General features: G+C 60.9%; 18 protein-coding genes and 1 pseudogene. 12 read left to right on the top strand and 7 right to left on the bottom strand.

Annotation, left to right across the window (positions count from 1 at the left end; all coding sequences use genetic code 11):
- The first annotated feature begins 116 nt into the window (after nt 1-116).
- The 3 genes from EAH78_RS26430 to EAH78_RS26420 all read left to right on the top strand — a co-directional run bounded on the left by EAH78_RS26430 (nt 117) and on the right by EAH78_RS26420 (nt 1,390).
- Nucleotides 117-569 carry a carboxymuconolactone decarboxylase family protein gene (locus EAH78_RS26430; RefSeq protein WP_140670496.1) on the top strand — a complete coding sequence of 151 codons (453 nt, stop codon included), beginning with the start codon at nt 117-119 and terminating at the stop codon, nt 567-569.
- Nucleotides 570-635: 66 nt separating this feature from the next.
- A complete protein-coding gene (locus EAH78_RS26425; RefSeq protein WP_140670494.1) occupies nt 636-956 on the top strand; it encodes a DMT family transporter in 321 nt (106 codons plus the stop codon).
- Nucleotides 957-1,060: 104 nt separating this feature from the next.
- Nucleotides 1,061-1,390 carry a hypothetical protein gene (locus EAH78_RS26420; RefSeq protein ID WP_140670557.1) on the top strand — a complete coding sequence of 110 codons (330 nt, stop codon included), beginning with the start codon at nt 1,061-1,063 and terminating at the stop codon, nt 1,388-1,390.
- A 146-nt stretch (nt 1,391-1,536) separates the two neighbouring features.
- On the opposite strand, the gene EAH78_RS26415 is transcribed toward EAH78_RS26420, so the two are convergent.
- From EAH78_RS26415 to EAH78_RS26395, 5 genes are all read right to left on the bottom strand, one after another.
- Entirely contained in the window at nt 1,537-1,938 is a 402-nt protein-coding gene (locus tag EAH78_RS26415) for a heme-binding protein (RefSeq protein WP_140670492.1), read from the bottom strand.
- 21 nt (nt 1,939-1,959) lie between these two features.
- Nucleotides 1,960-3,177 carry a glycolate oxidase subunit GlcF gene (gene glcF, locus EAH78_RS26410; protein ID WP_140670490.1) on the bottom strand — a complete coding sequence of 406 codons (1,218 nt, stop codon included), beginning with the start codon at nt 3,175-3,177 and terminating at the stop codon, nt 1,960-1,962.
- 3 nt (nt 3,178-3,180) lie between these two features.
- Complete coding sequence (gene glcE, locus EAH78_RS26405; RefSeq protein WP_140670488.1) at nt 3,181-4,245, bottom strand: glycolate oxidase subunit GlcE; 1,065 nt, start codon at nt 4,243-4,245, stop codon at nt 3,181-3,183.
- On the bottom strand, nt 4,245-5,744 hold the full coding sequence (glcD, locus tag EAH78_RS26400; protein ID WP_140670486.1) for a glycolate oxidase subunit GlcD: 1,500 nt from the start codon (nt 5,742-5,744) through the stop codon (nt 4,245-4,247). Before glcD ends, glcE begins: the two co-directional genes overlap by 1 nt.
- Nucleotides 5,745-5,915: 171 nt before the next feature.
- Nucleotides 5,916-7,676 carry a caspase family protein gene (locus tag EAH78_RS26395; protein ID WP_161599708.1) on the bottom strand — a complete coding sequence of 587 codons (1,761 nt, stop codon included), beginning with the start codon at nt 7,674-7,676 and terminating at the stop codon, nt 5,916-5,918.
- Nucleotides 7,677-8,247: 571 nt separating this feature from the next.
- Between EAH78_RS26395 and EAH78_RS33075 the strand changes: the two genes are divergently transcribed.
- The 5 genes from EAH78_RS33075 (at nt 8,248) to EAH78_RS32885 (ending at nt 13,665) form a co-directional block, all read left to right on the top strand.
- The gene (locus tag EAH78_RS33075) at nt 8,248-10,263 is read left to right on the top strand and encodes an aminotransferase class I/II-fold pyridoxal phosphate-dependent enzyme (RefSeq protein WP_140670482.1); all 2,016 of its coding nucleotides are present in this window, start codon (nt 8,248-8,250) and stop codon (nt 10,261-10,263) included.
- A gap of 27 nt (nt 10,264-10,290) precedes the next feature.
- A complete protein-coding gene (locus EAH78_RS26385; protein WP_140670480.1) occupies nt 10,291-11,073 on the top strand; it encodes a transporter substrate-binding domain-containing protein in 783 nt (260 codons plus the stop codon).
- Nucleotides 11,074-11,240: 167 nt separating this feature from the next.
- Nucleotides 11,241-11,954, top strand: a complete 714-nt coding sequence (locus EAH78_RS26375) for an ABC transporter permease (protein ID WP_140670478.1) — start codon at nt 11,241-11,243, stop codon at nt 11,952-11,954.
- Between the two features lie 5 nt (nt 11,955-11,959).
- The gene (locus EAH78_RS26370; RefSeq protein ID WP_140670555.1) at nt 11,960-12,658 is read left to right on the top strand and encodes an ABC transporter permease subunit; all 699 of its coding nucleotides are present in this window, start codon (nt 11,960-11,962) and stop codon (nt 12,656-12,658) included.
- Nucleotides 12,658-13,665 (top strand): DMT family transporter, encoded by a 1,008-nt coding sequence (locus tag EAH78_RS32885; RefSeq protein ID WP_140670476.1) that lies wholly within the window; start codon nt 12,658-12,660, stop codon nt 13,663-13,665. The genes EAH78_RS26370 and EAH78_RS32885 overlap by 1 nt, the downstream gene beginning before the upstream one ends.
- Here EAH78_RS32885 and EAH78_RS26360 read toward each other — a convergent pair.
- Nucleotides 13,621-14,106 (bottom strand): annotated as a pseudogene (locus tag EAH78_RS26360) (TetR family transcriptional regulator C-terminal domain-containing protein); the annotation flags it as partial. The gene EAH78_RS32885 and the pseudogene EAH78_RS26360 overlap by 45 nt on opposite strands.
- Before the next feature lie 171 nt (nt 14,107-14,277).
- On the opposite strand from EAH78_RS26360, the gene EAH78_RS26355 reads away from it, so the two are divergent.
- Nucleotides 14,278-15,294, top strand: coding sequence for a succinylglutamate desuccinylase/aspartoacylase domain-containing protein (locus EAH78_RS26355; RefSeq protein ID WP_140670471.1), 1,017 nt, complete (start codon nt 14,278-14,280; stop codon nt 15,292-15,294).
- On the opposite strand, the gene EAH78_RS26350 is transcribed toward EAH78_RS26355, so the two are convergent.
- Nucleotides 15,291-16,184 carry a LysR family transcriptional regulator gene (locus tag EAH78_RS26350; protein ID WP_205017977.1) on the bottom strand — a complete coding sequence of 298 codons (894 nt, stop codon included), beginning with the start codon at nt 16,182-16,184 and terminating at the stop codon, nt 15,291-15,293. The genes EAH78_RS26355 and EAH78_RS26350 overlap by 4 nt on opposite strands.
- 193 nt (nt 16,185-16,377) lie before the next feature.
- Between EAH78_RS26350 and EAH78_RS26345 the strand changes: the two genes are divergently transcribed.
- The 3 genes from EAH78_RS26345 (at nt 16,378) to EAH78_RS26335 (ending at nt 18,647) form a co-directional block, all read left to right on the top strand.
- The gene (locus EAH78_RS26345) at nt 16,378-17,256 is read left to right on the top strand and encodes an NmrA family NAD(P)-binding protein (protein WP_140670468.1); all 879 of its coding nucleotides are present in this window, start codon (nt 16,378-16,380) and stop codon (nt 17,254-17,256) included.
- Between the two features lie 79 nt (nt 17,257-17,335).
- Complete coding sequence (locus tag EAH78_RS26340; RefSeq protein WP_140670465.1) at nt 17,336-18,079, top strand: SDR family NAD(P)-dependent oxidoreductase; 744 nt, start codon at nt 17,336-17,338, stop codon at nt 18,077-18,079.
- Nucleotides 18,080-18,107: 28 nt separating this feature from the next.
- Nucleotides 18,108-18,647, top strand: coding sequence for a carbonic anhydrase (locus EAH78_RS26335; protein WP_140670462.1), 540 nt, complete (start codon nt 18,108-18,110; stop codon nt 18,645-18,647).
- The last annotated feature ends 22 nt before the right edge of the window (nt 18,648-18,669 follow it).

Genomic DNA, 18,669 nt, shown 5'->3' with positions numbered 1-18,669 from the left:
GACCAGGCCATGAACGCGCCGTCATGGCCCATGACGCAAGGCCGATCATGGACCTTATCAATTAGACCAAGCCGCCGCACGATGGAGTCCCTTACAGCACACACGAAGGATTCACCATGAGCAATCGTCTCGACTACGCCAAGGCTGCACCCGAGGGCTACAAGGCTTTTGGCGGGGTGTACGTCTACCTGCAAAACAGCGGTCTTTCCCACGAACTGATCGATCTGGTCTATCTGCGGGTATCGCAAATCAATGGCTGCGCCTACTGCATCGACATGCATTCACGCGATTTGCTGAAGCTCGGCGTCGCGGTGGAAAAACTGATGCTGGTGCCGGTTTGGCGCGATGCCGGTGTCGTGTTCAGTACCCGTGAACGGATTGCGCTGAGTTGGGCGGAAACGGTCACTCGCGTCGCTGAAACGGGCGTTCCCGATACGGATTACAAAGCGGCAGCGGCCGAGTTTAGTGATAAGGAATTGGCGGATCTGACTTACGCGATCGGGTTGATGAACGCCTTTAACCGATTCGGCGTGACATTCCGTTCCACCCCCGCAGCGGCTCAGCAGTAGAGCGCTTCCGATGCTTCGCCAGGCGAGTACGCCTGGCGATTCAACTTCTCCCACAGGACATTCAACATGGCATGGGCACTGCTTGGCATCGCTGGCATTCTCGAAATTGCGTTCGCGTTCTACATGAAGGGCTCGGAAGGGTTCACCCGGTTGGTCCCTGGACTATTGGCGGCCGCCACGGGCCTGTCGAGTGTCTATCTGCTTTCACTCTCTTTAAAGACATTGCCGGTGGGGACGGCTTACGCGGTCTGGACCGGCATAGGCGCGGCGGGCACCGCGATTCTGGGCATGGCGCTGCTGGGGGATGCCACCACAGCGCTGCGGATCGCGTGCATTGTGCTGATTTTGGCCGGTGTTATCGGACTCAGGCTGGTTTCGGGAAGCTGAACCTGACGCGGATTCTTTTTCCCGAATAAGGCAATTTGCTGGCCCCGCTGACGCAAAACAGTCGCCAAAATCACTTTATTTTCAGGTGGTTAGGCGGAATGCAATTGCGCAATGTAGCGATCACGATGATCTTGTTTGCCCTGGCGAGCATGGCCGGCGCGGCCCAGGCCAGGGAGTTGGTGGCCAATGACCGATACATGTGCGACTGGGGTGCCGGGACGGCGGGCAGGGCCCAGGAGCTCAAGTTGTCCGGGGTGTCGCTGTATGCCGCTCGCAAGAAGATACAGACCTACAAATTCAACAAACCGTGGATGCACATGATGGCCATGGGCATTACCGAGCAGACGTACGACAGCCCGTCGAGGTTCAAACCGGCTGCGGTGCGGCAGAGTTTTTATGAAGAGTGCATTCGGTACAAGTTGGCGCGCAAGTAAGCATCTCCGATGAGACGACGATCGTGTGGCGAGGGAGCTTGCTCCCGCTGGACAGCGCAGCTGTCCCATCTTTTGGGGCCGCTTCGCAGCCCAGCGGGAGCAAGCTCCCTCGCCACAGGTTCGATAGGTGCCGAATTTTTATGGCATCACTTCAAACACTGCGCCCCGGCCTTGGCCACTTGTGCGTCCTGTTCGGCCTTGACCCCGGACACGCCGACCGCACCGATCACCTGGCCGTCGTAAACAATCGGCACGCCACCCTCAAGGGACGTCAGCAACGGCGCCGATAAAAAGGCGAAGCGTCCTCCGTTGACCATGTCTTCATACCCCTTCGACTCACGCCGACCCAAGGCCGAGGTGCGGGCTTTTTCAGTGGCGATGTAAGCGCTGCTGGCCGCGCACCCGTCGAGGCGTTCGAGCGCCAGCGGATGGCCACCGTCATCGACAATCACAATGGTTACCGCCCATTGATTGTTCTGAGCTTCGGTGCGGGCGGCGGCGAGGATCTGGCTGACCTCAGCCTGACTCAGTACGGCTTTACTCTTCATGGCAATGGCTCCTAAGGGTGATCAGGGCAGGGCGGCTTCCACCAGTTCAATCCAGTGCCGGACCGGGGTTCGACCCGCGCCGTCGAGGTGGGACTGACAGCCAATATTGGCGGTGACAATGACTTCGGGATGGCCGCTCTCCAGCGCATTGAGCTTGTTGTCGCGAAGTTGCCGGGACAGTTCCGGTTGAGTCAGCGAATAGGTGCCCGCCGAGCCGCAACACAAGTGGCCGTCGGGCACGGACGTGAGGTTGAAACCCAGACGTGTCAGCAGCGCCTCAACCGCGCCACCGAGTTTTTGCGCGTGCTGCAAGGTGCAGGGGCAATGGAACGCCAGGCGCTGGTCGCCGTGGATGCCGAGTGTTTCCAGCGGCTCATCGCGCAACACTTCGACCAGGTCCCTGGCCAGTGCACTGACCTTTCGCGCCTTGTCGGCATAGGCCGGATCGCTGCGGAGCAAGTGACCATAGTCCTTGATGAATGCACCGCAACCGCTGGCCGTTTGCACGATGGCTTCAGCGCCGTTTTCAATGGCCGGCCACCACGCATCGATGTTGTGCCGTGCACGATCAAGGCCGGCCGCCTGGGCGTCGAGGTGATAATCGACGGCGCCGCAGCACCCGGCCTCGCGGGACGGTAGGACGCTGATACCGAGTCGATCCAGTACGCGCGCAGTGGCGGCATTGGTGTTGGGCGACAACCCCGGTTGCACGCAACCTTCGAGTATCAGCACCTGCCTGGCGTGGCGCACCGTCGGACGTGGTTTGGCCGGGTACACACGGCGAGGCAACTTGGCCTGCAAGGTGTTCGGCAACAAGGCACGGAACACCTGACCACTGCTCACCAGCACTTTGAACAATCCCGGATTGGGCACGACGCGGCGCAACCCTTCGCGCAACAAACGCTGTTCGAGCGGGCGCGGCACGGCGGCGTCCACCACTGCACGACCGATGTCGAGCAAGTTGTGGTAATCGACGCCCGAGGGGCAGGTGGTTTCGCAGTTGCGGCACGACAGGCAACGGTCCAGATGCTGCTGGGTTTTTTGCGTGACTTCGTTGCCTTCCAGCACCTGCTTGATCAGGTAGATGCGACCTCTCGGGCCATCCAGTTCATCGCCCAGCAACTGATAGGTCGGACAGGTGGCATTGCAAAAACCGCAGTGCACACAGGTGCGTAGAATGCTTTCGGCTTCTTCGGCGCGGGGCAGTTGGCGGGCCTGTTCGCTGAGCGTGGTTTGCATGGTTCAACACTCCGCGTACAGGCGACCGGGGTTGAAGATGTCCCGTGGGTCAAGTTGCTGCTTCAGGTTCTGGTGGTAGCGCATCAGTGCCGCAGGCAGCGGTTGGAACGGGCTGTCGATCAAGCCATGGCTGTAACAGGTCACATGCCCACCAACCTCACCGACGATCTTGCGAATGAACGACGCCTGCGCCTCGGATTTGAGCCAGCGCTGTGCACCGCCCCAATCGATCAGTTGAACGCCGGGCAGGGCAAGCCGGGGTGTGTTGTGGGGCAGGGACAACCGCCAAAGGGGTTGGTCCTCATCAAAGAAACTCAGTCGATGTTCGTTGAGGTCCGCCCAATAGCTCGCGTCCAGCAACTCGCCGCCCAATCGATCATGGGCCGCCGCCACAGAACCTTCGCCACCCTCAAGCCGCAGGTGCAGGCGTTGCCCGTCGTGGCACGCCGCACTGATCGGCAGGGGCTGCTGACCCCATTCCGCGAGGCGCAGCAAGGCGCGGTCGCTGTCCATGTCCAGGCTGATGCTCAGGCACTGACGCGGTTTGGGCAGAACCTTGAGCGACACTTCAGTTACCACCCCCAGCGCCCCATAACTGCCGACCATCAAGCGCGACAGGTCGTAACCGGCGACGTTCTTCATGACTTCGCCTCCGAAGCGCAGATGCTTGCCATGCCCGGTGATCACCCGCGTACCGAGGACAAAGTCCCTGACCGAGCCCGACCACGGGCGCCGAGGGCCGGACAAGCCGCAGGCAATCATGCCGCCGACGGTGGCGCCTTCGCCGAAGGAGGGCGGTTCGCACGGCAGCATCTGCTGTGCGTCGTCCAATGCCTCGGCCAGTTCTGACAACGGTGTGCCGCAGCGGGCGGTGATCACCAGTTCGGTCGGGTCGTAGCTGACGATGCCGCGGTGGGTGCGCGTGTCGAGCACTTCCCCGGCGACGATGCGTCCAAGGAACGCCTTGCTGTTGGAGCCCTGGATGCGTAAAGGCGTGGCGTTTTGCAGCGCTTGGTTGACCTGCGCCAACAGCGCGACGCTGTCATCCATGTCGGATTCGCTACGCATCAGAAACGCTCCAGATCAGGGAAGGGCAGTTGACCCAAATGCACGTGCATCGCGCCAAATTCGGCGCAGCGGTGCAAGGTCGGAATATTCTTGCCGGGATTGAGCAGGCCGCCCGGATCGAAGGCGGCTTTGACCGCATGGAACACCGTCAGCTCATCGCTGTTGAACTGCGCGCACATCTGATTGATCTTCTCGCGACCCACGCCGTGTTCACCGGTAATGCTGCCGCCAACCTTCACGCACAACTCGAGGATCTTGCCGCCCAGGGTTTCGGCGCGGTCAAGTTCACCGGGCTGGTTGGCGTCGAACAAAATAAGCGGGTGCATGTTGCCGTCGCCGGCGTGGAACACGTTGGCCACCCGTAGGCCGTATTCATCCGAGAGTGCTGCGATAGCCCGCAACACACCGGGCAGTTCGCGGCGCGGGATCGTGCCGTCCATGCAGTAGTAATCCGGCGACAGGCGTCCCACGGCCGGGAAAGCATTCTTGCGCCCGGCCCAGAACCGCACGCGCTCGGCTTCATCGCGAGCCTGGCGGACTTCGGTGGCGCCGGCCTGTTCCAGCACCTGGCGCACGCGGTCGCAATCATCATGGACATCGGCTTCAACGCCATCGAGTTCACAGAGCAAAATGGCTTCGGCGTCGACTGGGTAACCGGCGTGGATAAAATCTTCGGCGGCGCGAAGCGCTAGGTTGTCCATCATCTCCAGGCCGCCGGGGATAATGCCGGCGGCAATGATGTCACCCACCGCGCGGCCGGCCTTTTCCACGGAGTCAAAGGCGGCCAGCAGCACTTTGGCGGTTTGCGGTTTGGGCAGCAGTTTGACCGTCACCTCGGTGATCACCCCCAGCATGCCTTCGGACCCGGTGAACAAGGCCAGCAAGTCGAAGCCGGGTGAGTCGAGGGCTTCGGAGCCCAACGTCAGGTATTCGCCCTCGACGGTCAGGATGTCGATCTTGAGCAGGTTGTGCACGGTCAGGCCGTACTTGAGGCAATGCACGCCACCGGCGTTTTCGGCGACGTTACCGCCAATGGAACAGGCAATCTGTGAGGACGGATCCGGCGCGTAATACAAGCCAAACGGCGCAACGGTCTGGGAAATCGCCAGGTTGCGCACCCCCGGCTGAACTCGCGCGGTGCGGGCGGCGGGGTCGATGTGCAGGATGTTGTTGAAGCGCGCCATCACCAGCAGCACGCCTTTCTCCAGCGGTAATGCACCGCCGGATAACCCGGTGCCGGCGCCACGGGCAACCACCGGGACGTGCCGCTCGTGGCAGACTCGAAGGATGCCCTGAACTTCGTCGAGGTGGCGGGGCAACACCACCAGCAGCGCAGTGGTGCGATACGCGGAGAGCCCGTCGCATTCATACGGTCTGAGCTCTTCTTGTTGATGCAGGATTTCCAGATCCGGCAAACGCGCGCGTAGCGCCTGGAGCAAGGCGGCCTTGTCGACGTCGGGCAAAACGCCGTCGACGCGTTCATCGTAAAGAATGTTCATAGCCTGATCGTGACCCTCGGTTGTTCTTATTAGAGGTCAGGTGTGGATGATAGGTCCCTCGCCAACGTTAGCTCAGATGCGCGGTTGAGCCGATTTGATTTTGAGCCACTGAATAAAAAAACGGGCGTCTTCAAGACGCCCGGTTTGATTTTCAGCGCAGTGGATGAAGGTTTATGGAACGATTTTGCCGAGTAAAACCTTGGGCCCGACAAGGGCCGGCTTCTGGTCATAACCCAGCTCCGCCAGGAGCTTGCCCGTGGCACGGACCAGGGCATTGAATGTCGGACGTTTTTTGGATGAGCGCAGCGTCTGGGCGAGCGCGTAGGTGAATGCGCCGTACGAAATCACGCCGTGACGGTACTCATACGACAGTTGGGATTCGCCGCAGGCGTACATGAGGATCGGTAGAAAAGGGCCATCGTGTTTGTAAGCGATGCGACGTCTGTTGTAGAGCTTGTCGTCGTTCCCGCGCACCGCGATGGCCTGGCCGACCCTGCGAATACCGTCGCGATTGCTCACGGTGTTGGCGGCTTCGGCCTTCTGCGCATTCTTGCGCGCCTGTTTCACCCAGTCGCGCTCGACCCACATCTGCAAACTGGCCTCCCAGCGCAGTGCGCGATGGCGAATGTCGTCTGGCGGCGTCAGCCCTCGTGCGCGTCGTGCGCCTTCACGTGTCATGCCGCCCGAATGGCAGCAATCGAAGATGGTAATGAACTGCGTGTTGTACGGCAGCTGGATGTACAGGTCGCGAAAGTCGTTGTCGACGATGGCGTGTTCCGGCGTCCAGTCGAAATCCCACGGGCACAGACATTCATCGATGCGATCGGCTTCGCCGGCGGCGTTGGTATTGGGGATCTGCGCACCGTGCCCCGAATAGAAGAGCACCCGGCGATCACCCGCCTGGGCGTCGTCGAGCAACCAACGCAGGCGATCGCGAATGCCAGCGGTGGTAGCGCGGTCATCGAGCACGACGCGGATGTCATCCGGCGAGAAGTTCGACTCTTGCAGCAATGAGCTCATCAGGAACACGTCATTGACGCAGCCTTCGAGCCGGTCTGAAGGATTGGGATAGTTGTTGATCCCGATCAGCAATGCCTTGTCCCGCGAGCGACGTGCGGTTTGTGCCTTTGGCACGGCCAGACCGAGTGATTTGTCGACGGCGAGCAACCGTTTGTCGAAACCCCTGGCGAGGCCTGCCTGGAACAAGGGTCCCCAGACATTGGAGCGGGTTTCGGGGTGACCGAGGTAGTACGTTGCATCGTGATTGAGCGCATCGCCCGGTTTGTCGAACGGCGTCATGACTTGGGTGAAGTTGGCATCGCGCAGGTACAGCGGTGCGGTAAACACGTGATCATGTTCGTTGTAGAGGTGGTACCACTTGTACGCCGTCTCGATGCCTTCTATGCGCCCGCCGAACGTCTCGCGGACTGCGGGATTGGCAATCTGCGAACCGAACGTGATCAGCACGCGCTTTTTCATCAGCGATGGATCTCGACGGAACGTGTCATAGGCGACCAGTGTTCCGAGACTGTGCGCACAGACGATATCCGGTTGTGAGTCGTTGATTTTGCTGGAGAGGTCGTTACGCAACGTGGTTCGCAGCGCCTCGTCTGCGGTCCACTGGGCCACCATGCCGGCCGTCCAGCGCAGGCGGTCGGGAAATTGCCCGATGCCGCGATCACGCCGGAACAGATCACCGACTGAATGGATGACGGCGCTGGTCAGAAGTCGCAGGGTCGCTTCGGCAATTTCCGGCGCACCCAGACCGCTGGACGCAAAGCGCGCGTCATACTCGAAATAGTCCAATTCGATCACGGCGTTCGGCGCCACGCTTAGCACCGCCGTGGTAATCGCCCGCTTCCACGATTGCTCGAAACTCTCATCCGCTTCTTCATGGCCAATGCCATGCACGCACAGAATCTTGATCTTCATGTCCATTTCCTTGAAGTGATGTCTGTCGGATTAATAGAGAACTAACGCCTGTTGGTACGTTGAATTAAGCCTATTCGATAAACAAAATCCGACCGGGCTTTTTTATGATTAATCGAAATGAGGAAGTTGTTTTTAATTTAGCGCTGAGTTTCGCCGGTGCGGGCGAAGGCCAAGGAGTTTTGGGCGGTCAGGCAGATGCGTAGCTGCAGAGTGCTGTTGTTTTCTGAGGCCATGCCGATGTTTAAGTATTAAGTTTTATAAGTGTCTTATTGATGTTACAGGTGCAGAGTGATTTATCTATTGTGCGGGGTTAAGCAAAATAAGACTGAACCGGAAGTTGCCCCGATTTATAAAACTTCCATGGCTGGAATCCATATCGGGTTTTCCCTTCCGCCCCATCGTGCCCCCCTGCTGAAAACGCCTCGACTGTCGTGAAAACGACCTGTTTACGCTGAACGCGAAGCATCGTTACTTTTCTGTTGAACGACTGTTCAGCTTCGACTATGTTGGTGACCACCTCCCCGGCGGGTAGCGCGGGCTTGCGTTTCTTCAATTCGAACGAGGCACTGGCATGCGGTTTTCACCTTTTGTTGAGCGGATTTCAGGCGACGGTGTGGCTGCCTGGGATATTCACAATGCAGCCTTTGAAGCCCAGCGCCGTGGCGAGGATGTGATCATTCTCAGCGTCGGTGATCCGGATTTCCCCACGCCCGATTTCATCACCGATGCCGCCATCGAAGCGCTGCGCGAGGGTGACACTCACTACACCGAAATCGCCGGGCGCCAGGCCTTGCGCGAAGCCATCGCCAACCGCTACAGCCCATTGTTCGGCCGTGAGGTGCAAGCGCCGAACGTGATCGTCGCGGCCGGGGCGCAGAACGCGCTGTTCATCACTTCAATGTGCCTGCTCAACACGGGCGATGAAGTGATTGCTCTGGACCCGATGTACGTGACGTACGAGGCGACACTCAAGGCCTCCGGCGCCACGCTGGTGCGGGTGCCGTGCTCGGCGGACTCCGGTTTCAGGCTCGACGCCGCCGTGTTGGCCAAGGCCATCACCCCGCGCACCCGGGCGATTTTCTTCTCCAACCCGAACAACCCCACCGGCGTGGTGCTCAACCGTGAGGAGCTGCAAGCCATCGCGGACCTCGCCATCGAACATGACCTGTGGGTGGTGGTCGACGAAGTCTACGAAAGCCTTGCCTTCGAACGCGAACACCTCAGCCTCGCAGCGTTGCCGGGTATGGCCGAGCGCTGTGTGGTGGTCGGCAGCCTGTCGAAGTCCCATGCCATGACCGGCTGGCGGATCGGCTGGATCGTCGCCAACGAGGCCTTGATTGCTCACGCGGAAACCTTGGTGCTGAGCATGCTCTATGGCTTGCCGGGGTTTGTCATGGAAGCCGCACTTAAAGCGGTGCAGGCCCACGAAGACGTGACCCACGGCATGCGCGACATCTATCGCCGTCGGCGGGATCTGGTGGTCACGAGTCTGTCGGGTTGCCCGGGCATTTCAGTGCTCAACCCTGATGCCGGCATGTTCGTGTTGATGGACGTGCGTGAAACCGGGCTGACTTCGCTGGAGTTCGCCTGGCGGCTGTTGCGCGAGGCGCGTGTGTCGGTCCTCGATGCGGCCGCGTTTGGCGAGCCGGCGCAAGGTTTTGTGCGGCTCTCGTTCACCCTCGGTGAAGAGCGTCTGGCCCAGGCCTGTCAGCGTATTCGCGATTTTGTCCTGGTGCTGAAAGGTGAAGCGCCTCGCCCCGTAATCAGCCCCGTGACCAGTCGCGTCACCTGCCAGGCCACCGTTGCTCCGGTTATGACCAAGACCATGATCGAAGTCGATGGCCTGCACAAACGCTTCGGCAATATCGAAGTGCTCAAGGGCGTCTCGCTGACGGCCCGCGAAGGCGATGTGATCTCCCTGATCGGTGCCAGTGGCTCAGGCAAAAGTACCTTGCTGCGCTGCATCAACATGCTCGAAGTACCGGACCAGGGACGCATTCTGGTGGACGGCGAAAGCATCAAGCTCAACCACGACCGTCCCGGCGCGCCGCTGGTGTCCGACGCCAAACAGCTGGTGCGGATCCGTTCGAGCCTGGGCATGGTGTTTCAGAACTTCAACCTCTGGCCCCATCGCACGGTGCTGGAAAACCTCATCGAAGCGCCGACCCAGGTCCTGCGTGAAAGCCGTGCCGAAGCCACTGAACGGGCTGAAGCCTTGCTGGAACGCGTGGGGCTGGCGGCCAAGCGCAACGAGTACCCGGCGTTTCTCTCCGGGGGACAGCAACAACGGGTGGCCATCGCCCGGGCATTGGCCATGCGGCCCAAGGTCATGCTGTTCGATGAACCCACCTCGGCACTCGACCCGGAACTGGTCGGCGAAGTGCTGCGGGTGATCCGCTCCCTCGCGGAAGAAGGCCGGACCATGATCCTGGTGACCCATGAGATGGCCTTTGCCCGCGATGTCTCGTCCAAAGTCGCCTACTTGCACCAAGGGCTGATCGAGGAAACCGGTTCGCCGGATGAAGTGTTCGTACACCCACGCAGTGAACGTTGCCGACAGTTCGTCAACGCACATCAGACTCGCTAAAACAACATAAAAAGACGGGGAAAAATCATGGGAAATCGACGTTTGGCAAACTGGTTTACCGGCGCGGCCTGCTTGTTGCTGGCCGGAATGAGCGCGGCGCAAGCCCAGCCGATCAGGTTCGCAGTCGCAGCCGAACCCTATCCGCCGTACACCGAGAAACAGGCCAACGGTGAGTGGAAAGGTTTTGAAGTCGACCTGATCCACAAGCTGTGCAGCGAAATGAAAGCCGAGTGCGAGATCAAGGAAGTGGCGTGGGACGGCATCATCCCCTCGTTGCTGGCGAAGAAGATCGACGTGATTTTTTCTTCGATGTCGGTCACCGAAGAGCGCGAAAAACAGATCGCCTTCAGCAAGGCCTACTACGACTCGGTGATCGCGATTGTCGGGCCGAAAGAGGCGTCTGTTAAGAAGTACCCGGACGACCTCAAGGGCAAAACCATCGGCGTGCAGAACTCCACGGTGAGCGCCAGCTACCTGAAGACCTACTACGAAAAAATTGCCGACGTGAAGTATTACGACACCCAGGACTCGGCCAACGCCGACCTGATTGCCGGTCGTATCGACTTGATGATGGCGGACGGCACGGCCATGGCGGCCTTCGTCCAGACCCCGGATGCCAAGGACCTGGCCTACCTCGGCGCAGTGCCTTACGACCCAATCTTCGGCAAAGGCGTGGGCGCCGGTCTGCGCAAGGATGACACCGAACTCAAAGCCAAACTCGACACGGCGATCAAGACCCTGCTGGCGAGCAAGGACTATGACGACCTGTCCCAACACTACTTCGGCACTAGCGTGAAACCGGCGTTCTGACCTCACCAAAAATCCTGTGGCATATACAAAACCTGTGGGAGCGGGCTTGCTCGCGAATGCGGTCCGACATTCAGCAATGATGTTGACTGATACACCGCCTTCGCGAGCAAGCCCGCCTCCCACAGGGGATTTGCGTCAGGCAGTGATTGCGCTAACTGGAGAGTGAAATGCCGGCAATGTTCGAGTTGATCAATTTCAGCGAACAGGGATGGGGCAGTGCGCTGTTGAAAGGGCTCTGGATGACCCTGCAGATTTCCGCCGGGGCGTTTGTGCTCGGGCTCCTGATCGGTCTGGTGGTGGCCTGCCTCAAGCTGAGCGCGCCAAAACCGATCGCAGCACTGATGCGTACCTACACCACATTATTCCGGGCAGTGCCGGAGTTGTTGCTGATCCTGCTGCTGTACTACGTCGGTTCGATGCTGCTCAATTCGCTGATGGCGCAAATGGGTTACGACAGCGTGAATGTCAGCGGTCCGCTGGCGGCGATTGTGGTGCTGGGGCTGGTGCAGGGCGCGTACGCCTCGGAGATTTTTCGGGCGGCGATTCAGGCCATTCCGTTCGGTCAGATCGAGGCGGGCAAGGCGTTTGGCTTGAGCGGCTTCGGCCTGTTCCGGCGGGTCACGCTGCCGATCATGGCGCCTTACGCCATGGCCGGGATGGCCAACCTGTGGATCAACCTGATCAAGGACAGCGCATTGATCAGCGTGGTCGGCACCAACGAGCTGCTGTACACCGCCAAGCAAGGCGCGGGCTCGACGCGTCACTACCTGTTGTTCTACCTCACCGCCGCGGCGATGTATTACGCGGTGACGTTGGTGTCCAACTACCTGTCGGGACGGCTTGAGCGACGCATTCGTCGCTGGATGCCTTTGGCTGAGTGAATGAAATGATTCCAGCGTGGATAGTTGAATACGCGGCGCTGTTGGGCCGGGGCCTGCAAACGACCATCACCATCCTGTTGATCTCCAGCGTGTTCGGTTATGCGCTCGCGGTGCTGGTGGCGCTGGCACGGATCTCGAAGAACCGGGTGATCGCCAAGGTCAGTCTGTTTTACACCAGCGTGACGCGCGGTACGCCGTTGCTGATCCAGATCTACATCTTCTACTACGGCCTGGGCAGCCTGTTTGCGCAGTTCCCGTTGATTCGCGGCAGCTTCCTCTGGCCGTACCTGCGCGACGGTTACTGGTACATCGTGTTTGCCTTGGTGGTGTCGGTGGGCGCCTATGTCGGCGAAGTGATTCGCGGAGGGCTGCTGGCGGTGCCCAAAGGTGAGATGGAAGCCGCGTCGGCGTTTGGCATGACCCCGCGTCAGTCGTTGCTGCGGGTGCGTTTGCCCAGGGCGTTGCGTCTACTGTTGCCGACGTTGGCCGGGGAGACCGTGATGCTGCTGAAGTCCACTGCGCTGGCCTCAACGATTGCGATTATCGACCTGCTGGGCGCCGCCAACGTGGTGCGGGCGCAGACGCTGCAAGTGTATGAGCCGTTGCTGTTGGTGGCCGGCGTGTATGTCTGCCTGACGTTCATGATCGAGGCGCTGTTTGCCCTTGCCGAACGGCGTGGCACGCCCGTGCGCAGGTCGGTGTAATGAATACGCCACGGATTGTCGACCGGTCGTTGCAAGGCATTGGCCTGTGCACCTTGGGTTATACGTTCCTGGCGATGCAAGACGCTGCCATCAAGTGGCTGGTGGCGGACTATTCGGTGGTCAGCATTCTGTTCTGGCGCGCCCTTGTGGTGGTGCTCGCCTGCCTGTTGGCAGGGCGCTCGCGGTTGATCCAGCGCGCGTGGCGCTCGCCAAGCCGACGCTTGCTGGTGGTCCGTGGACTGCTGTCGATTGTGGCCTGGGTACTGTATTACACGGCGGCCCGGGACCTGACGCTGGCGGAGATGACAACGCTGTATTTCTCCGCACCGATCATGGTCACGGTGCTCGCGGCGGTGATTCTCAAGGAGCGCGCAAGTGGCTGGCAGTGGTTCAGCCTGATCATCGGTTTTGTCGGCGTGATCATTGCCTGTCGCCCCAGTAACCTGGTGGATCCGTTGCCGGTGGTGCTGACGTTGTTGGCGGCAATGTGCTGGGCGTTCACTTACATCCAGCTGCGCCAGGTGGATGAGCAGACGTCAGTGCTGGAACAGATGCTGATCACCAACGTGGTGTTTGTGATTTGCATGGCGGTGGCGTTGCCTTGGACCTACACACCGGCGCCGACCCCGGCCTGGCTGGGGATGCTCGGCGCCGGGCTGGTCGGCGGTATCGGTCAGTTTCTGCTGTTCGCCAGTTTTCAGCGGGCCACCGCTACCTTGCTCGCGCCCTTTGAATACACCGGGCTGATTTGGGCGTTCCTGCTGTCGAGCCTGATCTGGGGCACGCTGATGGACGTGTCGCTGATGGTCGGTGCCGGGTTGATCGCGGTCAGTGGCACCCTGGCGATGATCTTCGGCCGTCATCCCTCACAAGACGTCGTCGGTGCTGAATGCTCCGTGTCGCAGCCCCTTTATCCAGCAGCGACAGATGTGGAGGCCGTCGGCGGGGCTGAAGGTTTCGGGGTTCAGGCACCACTCGATCCAGAGTCCGTCGAGCATCGCCGATAAGCCGATCGCGGCCAGTCGCGTGTCATGGATCACGAAGCCTTCGCTGGCCGCCATGTCATCCAGCAGTTGGCGAAGCAGGTCGAGGTAGGCGCGATAGCTTTTTTCGTGGGATTGGCTGACGTGTTCGGAGTGCCGGATCAGGCTCCAGAACACCACCCAGGCGCCGAGCAGTTGTGGGTCCATGACCCGGGGAGAAAAGGAGCCGGTGAGCAGCGCATCCATCTTTTCGGCAGGGGTGCCGGCCTGCTCGACTTCCTGGAGCAGGGCGGTAGTCAGCTCACTGGCGATCTTTTGGTAGGTGTCGGCAATCAACGCATCGATGCTGCCGAAATGGTGATTGAGCAACCCCACGGACACCCCGGCCTCGGTGGCAATCCGGCGAACGGAAATGCCGGCGTGACCATCGCGAACCAGGCAGCGCAGGGTGGCGGCCACCAGCATTTCGCGACGTTCGTCAGGCTCAACGCGGCGATTTTTTGCGGAGGGGATTGTCACAAGGAATCCTTGGGTGTGTTGCCTGGTTGGCGAGCTTAGTTGAACGTGCGTTCAATCTCCAGTTAGGTCTGGGCAATGTGTCGGTTTTTAACGTTCGTGACGCGGGAGGACAAGCAGATGGCGCAGGATGTTTCGTTCAGTGTTCGCAACAACAACGGCGACCCGGTGCAGGTCAGCGCATGGCGCTTCGAGGGCAATGGCTGCGGGCCGACTGTGCACCTGCAAGCCGGGGTACATGCCGATGAAATCGCCGGGATGCTGGTGCTGCATCTGTTGATGCACAAGCTTGAGGTCGCCCAGGCTCAGGGTCGGCTCAACGGCAGCGTGACGGTGGTGCCGCAAGCCAATCCGCTGGGCATCGGGCAGTTTCGCCAGGGGCGCATTCTTGGCCGCTTTCATGACGCCACCGGGCATAATTTCAATCGCGGGTTCGACCAATCGGCCGCCATGGCCCAACCGTCGACCAACGTCCAGGAATGGCAAAAAAAACTGGTGCAACTGGCGGCCCCGGCAGACGTGATGCTCGACCTGCACACCGATGACGAAGCATTACCCTATCTCTACGTTCACCGCCGTTTCTGGCCCCGTGGCCGCGAACTGGCAGCCGCGATGAAGATGGACGTGGCGATCATCTGGGATGACGGCGGCGATGGCTCTTTCGAAGAGACCATCATTGCGCCGTGGCTGCGCGACGGCGTCACCGACCAGCGCATGGCGGCCACACTGGAGTTGCGCGGGCAGGGTGATGTCAGCGACCGGTTTGCCGAGCAGGACGCTGAAGGACTGCATGCGTGGCTATGCGGCTGCGGGGTGATCGATGAGGCGCACACGCCCGCCGACTGGCCCGTCGAGGCCATGGAAATGGGTCACATGGAAACCATTCTCGCGCCGCAGCCCGGCGTGTTGATCTTTGAAAAACAGCTGGGGGATTTCGTCGAAGAAGGGCAGCGCTTTGCGCGGATTCTGCGGCGACCGGGTGATCCATCGTCCGAGGTGATTTTGGTGGCCGAGCAAGCGGGGCGCATGGTCACCCGCTATCGCGATCGGCTGGTGTCGCAGGGCATGGTGGTGGCGAAATTCACCGGCAGCCGGGTTTCGCGCAACTGGAGCGGCGGGTTGCTGGACCCGAACTAGGCATCGCTGCCGAGCGTGGTGGCGAGGAAGTCGGCGAACGCACGCGCCGCCATGCGCGTCGTGCGTCCCAGTGGAAAGTAGGCGTGTACGGGCAGGTCTGCCATTTTCCACTCCGGCAGCAATTGCACCAGATCACCGCTGGCCAGTTCCAGGGCGCAGGCCCAGGACGTTGTTGACACAATGCCGAGGCTGCCAGCGGCCGCTGCCAAGGCGCCTGCGGTGTCATTGGTTGAGAACTGTGGCGTGAGATCGACGGAAGAAACGTTACCGTCGCGGTCAAACTGCCAGGACGAGACCTGCGCGCCGGCCGGACCACCGACGATCCGGTGATGGGCAAGGTCGCTCGGCAGGGTGGGCGTACCGTGGCGCGCGAGGTAGGCCGGGGACGCGACAATCACCCGATGCATGGTGCCAATCTGCCGCGCCGTGCCGGCCAGGTCCGGCAAGTGACCCACACGAATGCCGATGTCGACGGCTTCCTTGACCATGTCCTGCCATTGGTCTTCGAGCATCAACTCCAGGTGCAACTGGGGATGACGCTCGGTAAAGGCCGCCAGCCTGGGAATGACCACGCGAATGCCCATCGTCGACGGCATCCCGATACGCAGCAACCCGCGTAACTCGCCGGTCTCGCGCACGCTGTTCTCGGCATCGTCGACGGCGGCGAGGATCGGCTCCATGCGAGCCAGAAACTCCAGTCCAGCTTCAGTCGGCACCACTGCCCGGGTGGTGCGCGACAGCAGCCGTGCCCCCAGGTTGGCCTCCAGTTCGGCAATCATCCGCGACACCTGCGACTGCGCCAGCCCGCTTTCACGCGCGGCCGCCGAAAAGCTTCCGAGCCGTGCGACGCGGGTGTACAGCCTCAGGGTGAGGATGTCTTTCAAGGGCATGGCAGCGTTCCTGTTGTGGGCGAGCAAAGGCATTAATGCTGATCCGGGATAAATCTTAGCCTGATTCGACGGCTACCGGAGGATCTGGCCGGGCGCGATAGTTGACCCATCGGAGCCGAGGCACTCAGCGCTTCCCCGAACTGACCGGTGGCGCGATGGCCTCCGGAAATTTCACTCTCAAAGGTCTTAACCCATGTCCAGGAAAGTATTAATCACCGGAGCCACTGGCGACACAGGTCGCGCCGCTGTTCGTGAATCCATTGCACTGGGCCTCGATGTCCGCGCCATGGTCCATTCGCTCGATGCCCGCTCCGATGCCTTGAAGGCGTTGGGTGCTGAAGTGGTGGTGGGTGACCTGCTGCACATCAACACCGTTCGCGATGCCATGCAGGGTGTGGACGCCGCTTACCTGGTGTGGCCGGTGCAACCGGGCCTGATTAACGCCACCGTAAACTTTGCCCAGGCGGCCAGGGAAACCGGGGTCAAGACGGTCATCAACCTGTCGCAGCGTTCGGCCAACCGTGAGTCCAGCAGCGATTCTTGCCGCGACACTTACCTCGCCGAAGAGATTCTCAACTGGTCCGGCTTGCCAGTGATTCATCTGCGTCCGACCTACTTCCTGGAATGGTTGCTGTACCCATGGCAACTGCCGTTCCTGCAACAGGGTGTCCTGCGTATGCCCGTCGGCAAGGGGCGTCACTCGCCGATTGCGGCCGCTGACCAGGGACGTGCCATTGCGGCGCTGCTGAACAACCCGCAAGGGCATATCGGGACCACTATCAACCTGTCGGGTCCGGTGGAAATGGACCATGAACAAATGGCCGCCGAACTCTCCGAAGCGCTGGGCCGCACCATCGTTTTCCAGGACTTGCCGATCGAGGAATACACCCGGTCGATCAGCGAAATGGGCGTGCCGCACTACGTTGTTCAGCACTTGGGCGGTGCCATGCAGGACTACCACAACGGCCGCATGGCCGGGGCCGACAACAACGTGGAGCAGCTCACGGGTCGTCGATCGATGACCGTCGGCGAATTCGCCCGCCTTCACGCCGACACGCTCAACGCTCAATGACATCGACTGACCGGCTCGCCCTTCGCGAGCCGGCATCCGGGGCGCCTTCGTCCCCAGAATGAATACCGAGGAACACCTGATGAACATTGCAAACTCCGTCGCCCTCGTCACTGGCGCCAATCGTGGTATCGGCCGCACCTTTGTTGAAGAACTGCTCAAGCGTGGCGTGGCAAAAATCTACGTGGCGGCCCGTGACACCGCGTCATTGGCCGAGTTGCTCAAGGACGGTGATCGCCGGCTGGTGCCGCTGCCACTGGACGTGACCGACCCCGACCAGGTGGCCGCAGCCGCCAGTGTCGCCGACGACGTCACGCTGCTGATCAACAACGCCGGGTATGCCGCCTTCGACGGCGCGATTTCAGCGCCTGACATGGTAGATGCCCGACTGGAAATGGAAGTGAACTACTTCGGTCCCCTGGCGCTGACCCGCGCATTCGCACCGGTACTGGCGAAGTCCGGCGGTGCGGTGCTGAACATGTTGTCCATGTTGTCGTTGATCAGTTTGCCGATGGCTGCCACTTACTCGGCTTCCAAGGCGGCCGGCTTGTCGCTGACACGCAGCCTGCGCGCCGAATTGGCCGGGCAGGGCACGCAAGTGATCGGTGTGCTGGCGGTGCAAACCGAAACGGCGATGGGCGCCAGGTTACCGGAACCGCGCCTCAGCCCGCTGGAAGTGGTGACTGACGCCCTGGATGCCCTCGAAGCCGGCGCCAACGAGGAAGTGATCGCCGGCGCGCAAACCCGTGGCATCCACCAGGCCTTCATCGCCGACCCGCAGAAAGTGCAGGCAATAATGTCCACCCGTTTGCCGCAGCGCGGCTGATTCCCACCCTTGATTGATGGAGATGACCATGGACTTTTTACAGACCCTGATCGAACGCAATGCGGCGTTTGCCCAGAACGATTTTGCTGCCGATCTGAAGATTATTCCGTCGCAGAAAACCTTGATCCTCGGCTGCGTCGACCCCCGTGTCGACCCGGTGGATGTGCTCAAGCTCGGGCCTGGTGAAGCGGCGGTGATCCGCAATGTCGGTGGCCGCGTGAACCCGGCGCTGTTCGAGACGATGGCCATTCTGGGCACCGTTTCAAAGCTTGGCGGCGCGGCGGTCGGCCAGGGCTGGAACCTGATCGTGCTGCATCACACCGATTGCGGCATTAGCGGGTGCTACCACCACGCCCCTGAATTGCTGGCCAAACACATGGGTGTTGCAACCGACGAACTGGCGGCGCTGGAAATCGACGACCCCTACAAAGCGGTGGCCATTGATGTCGCCGCACTGAAGGCCAATCCGAACTTGCCGGGTGCCTTCACAGTGACCGGCCTGGTGTATGACGTGACCACTGGGCTCATCGAGACCGTGGTGCCCGCCGGGCTGCTGCGCGCTGAGTAATTTGATCGATCTCATGCAACTT

The organism is Pseudomonas arsenicoxydans, from assembly GCF_006438915.1.
GTDB classification, from domain to species: domain Bacteria; phylum Pseudomonadota; class Gammaproteobacteria; order Pseudomonadales; family Pseudomonadaceae; genus Aquipseudomonas; species Aquipseudomonas arsenicoxydans_A.
Note: the sequence above shows the minus strand (reverse complement) of the source record. Positions and strands in the feature narration are given on the sequence as shown.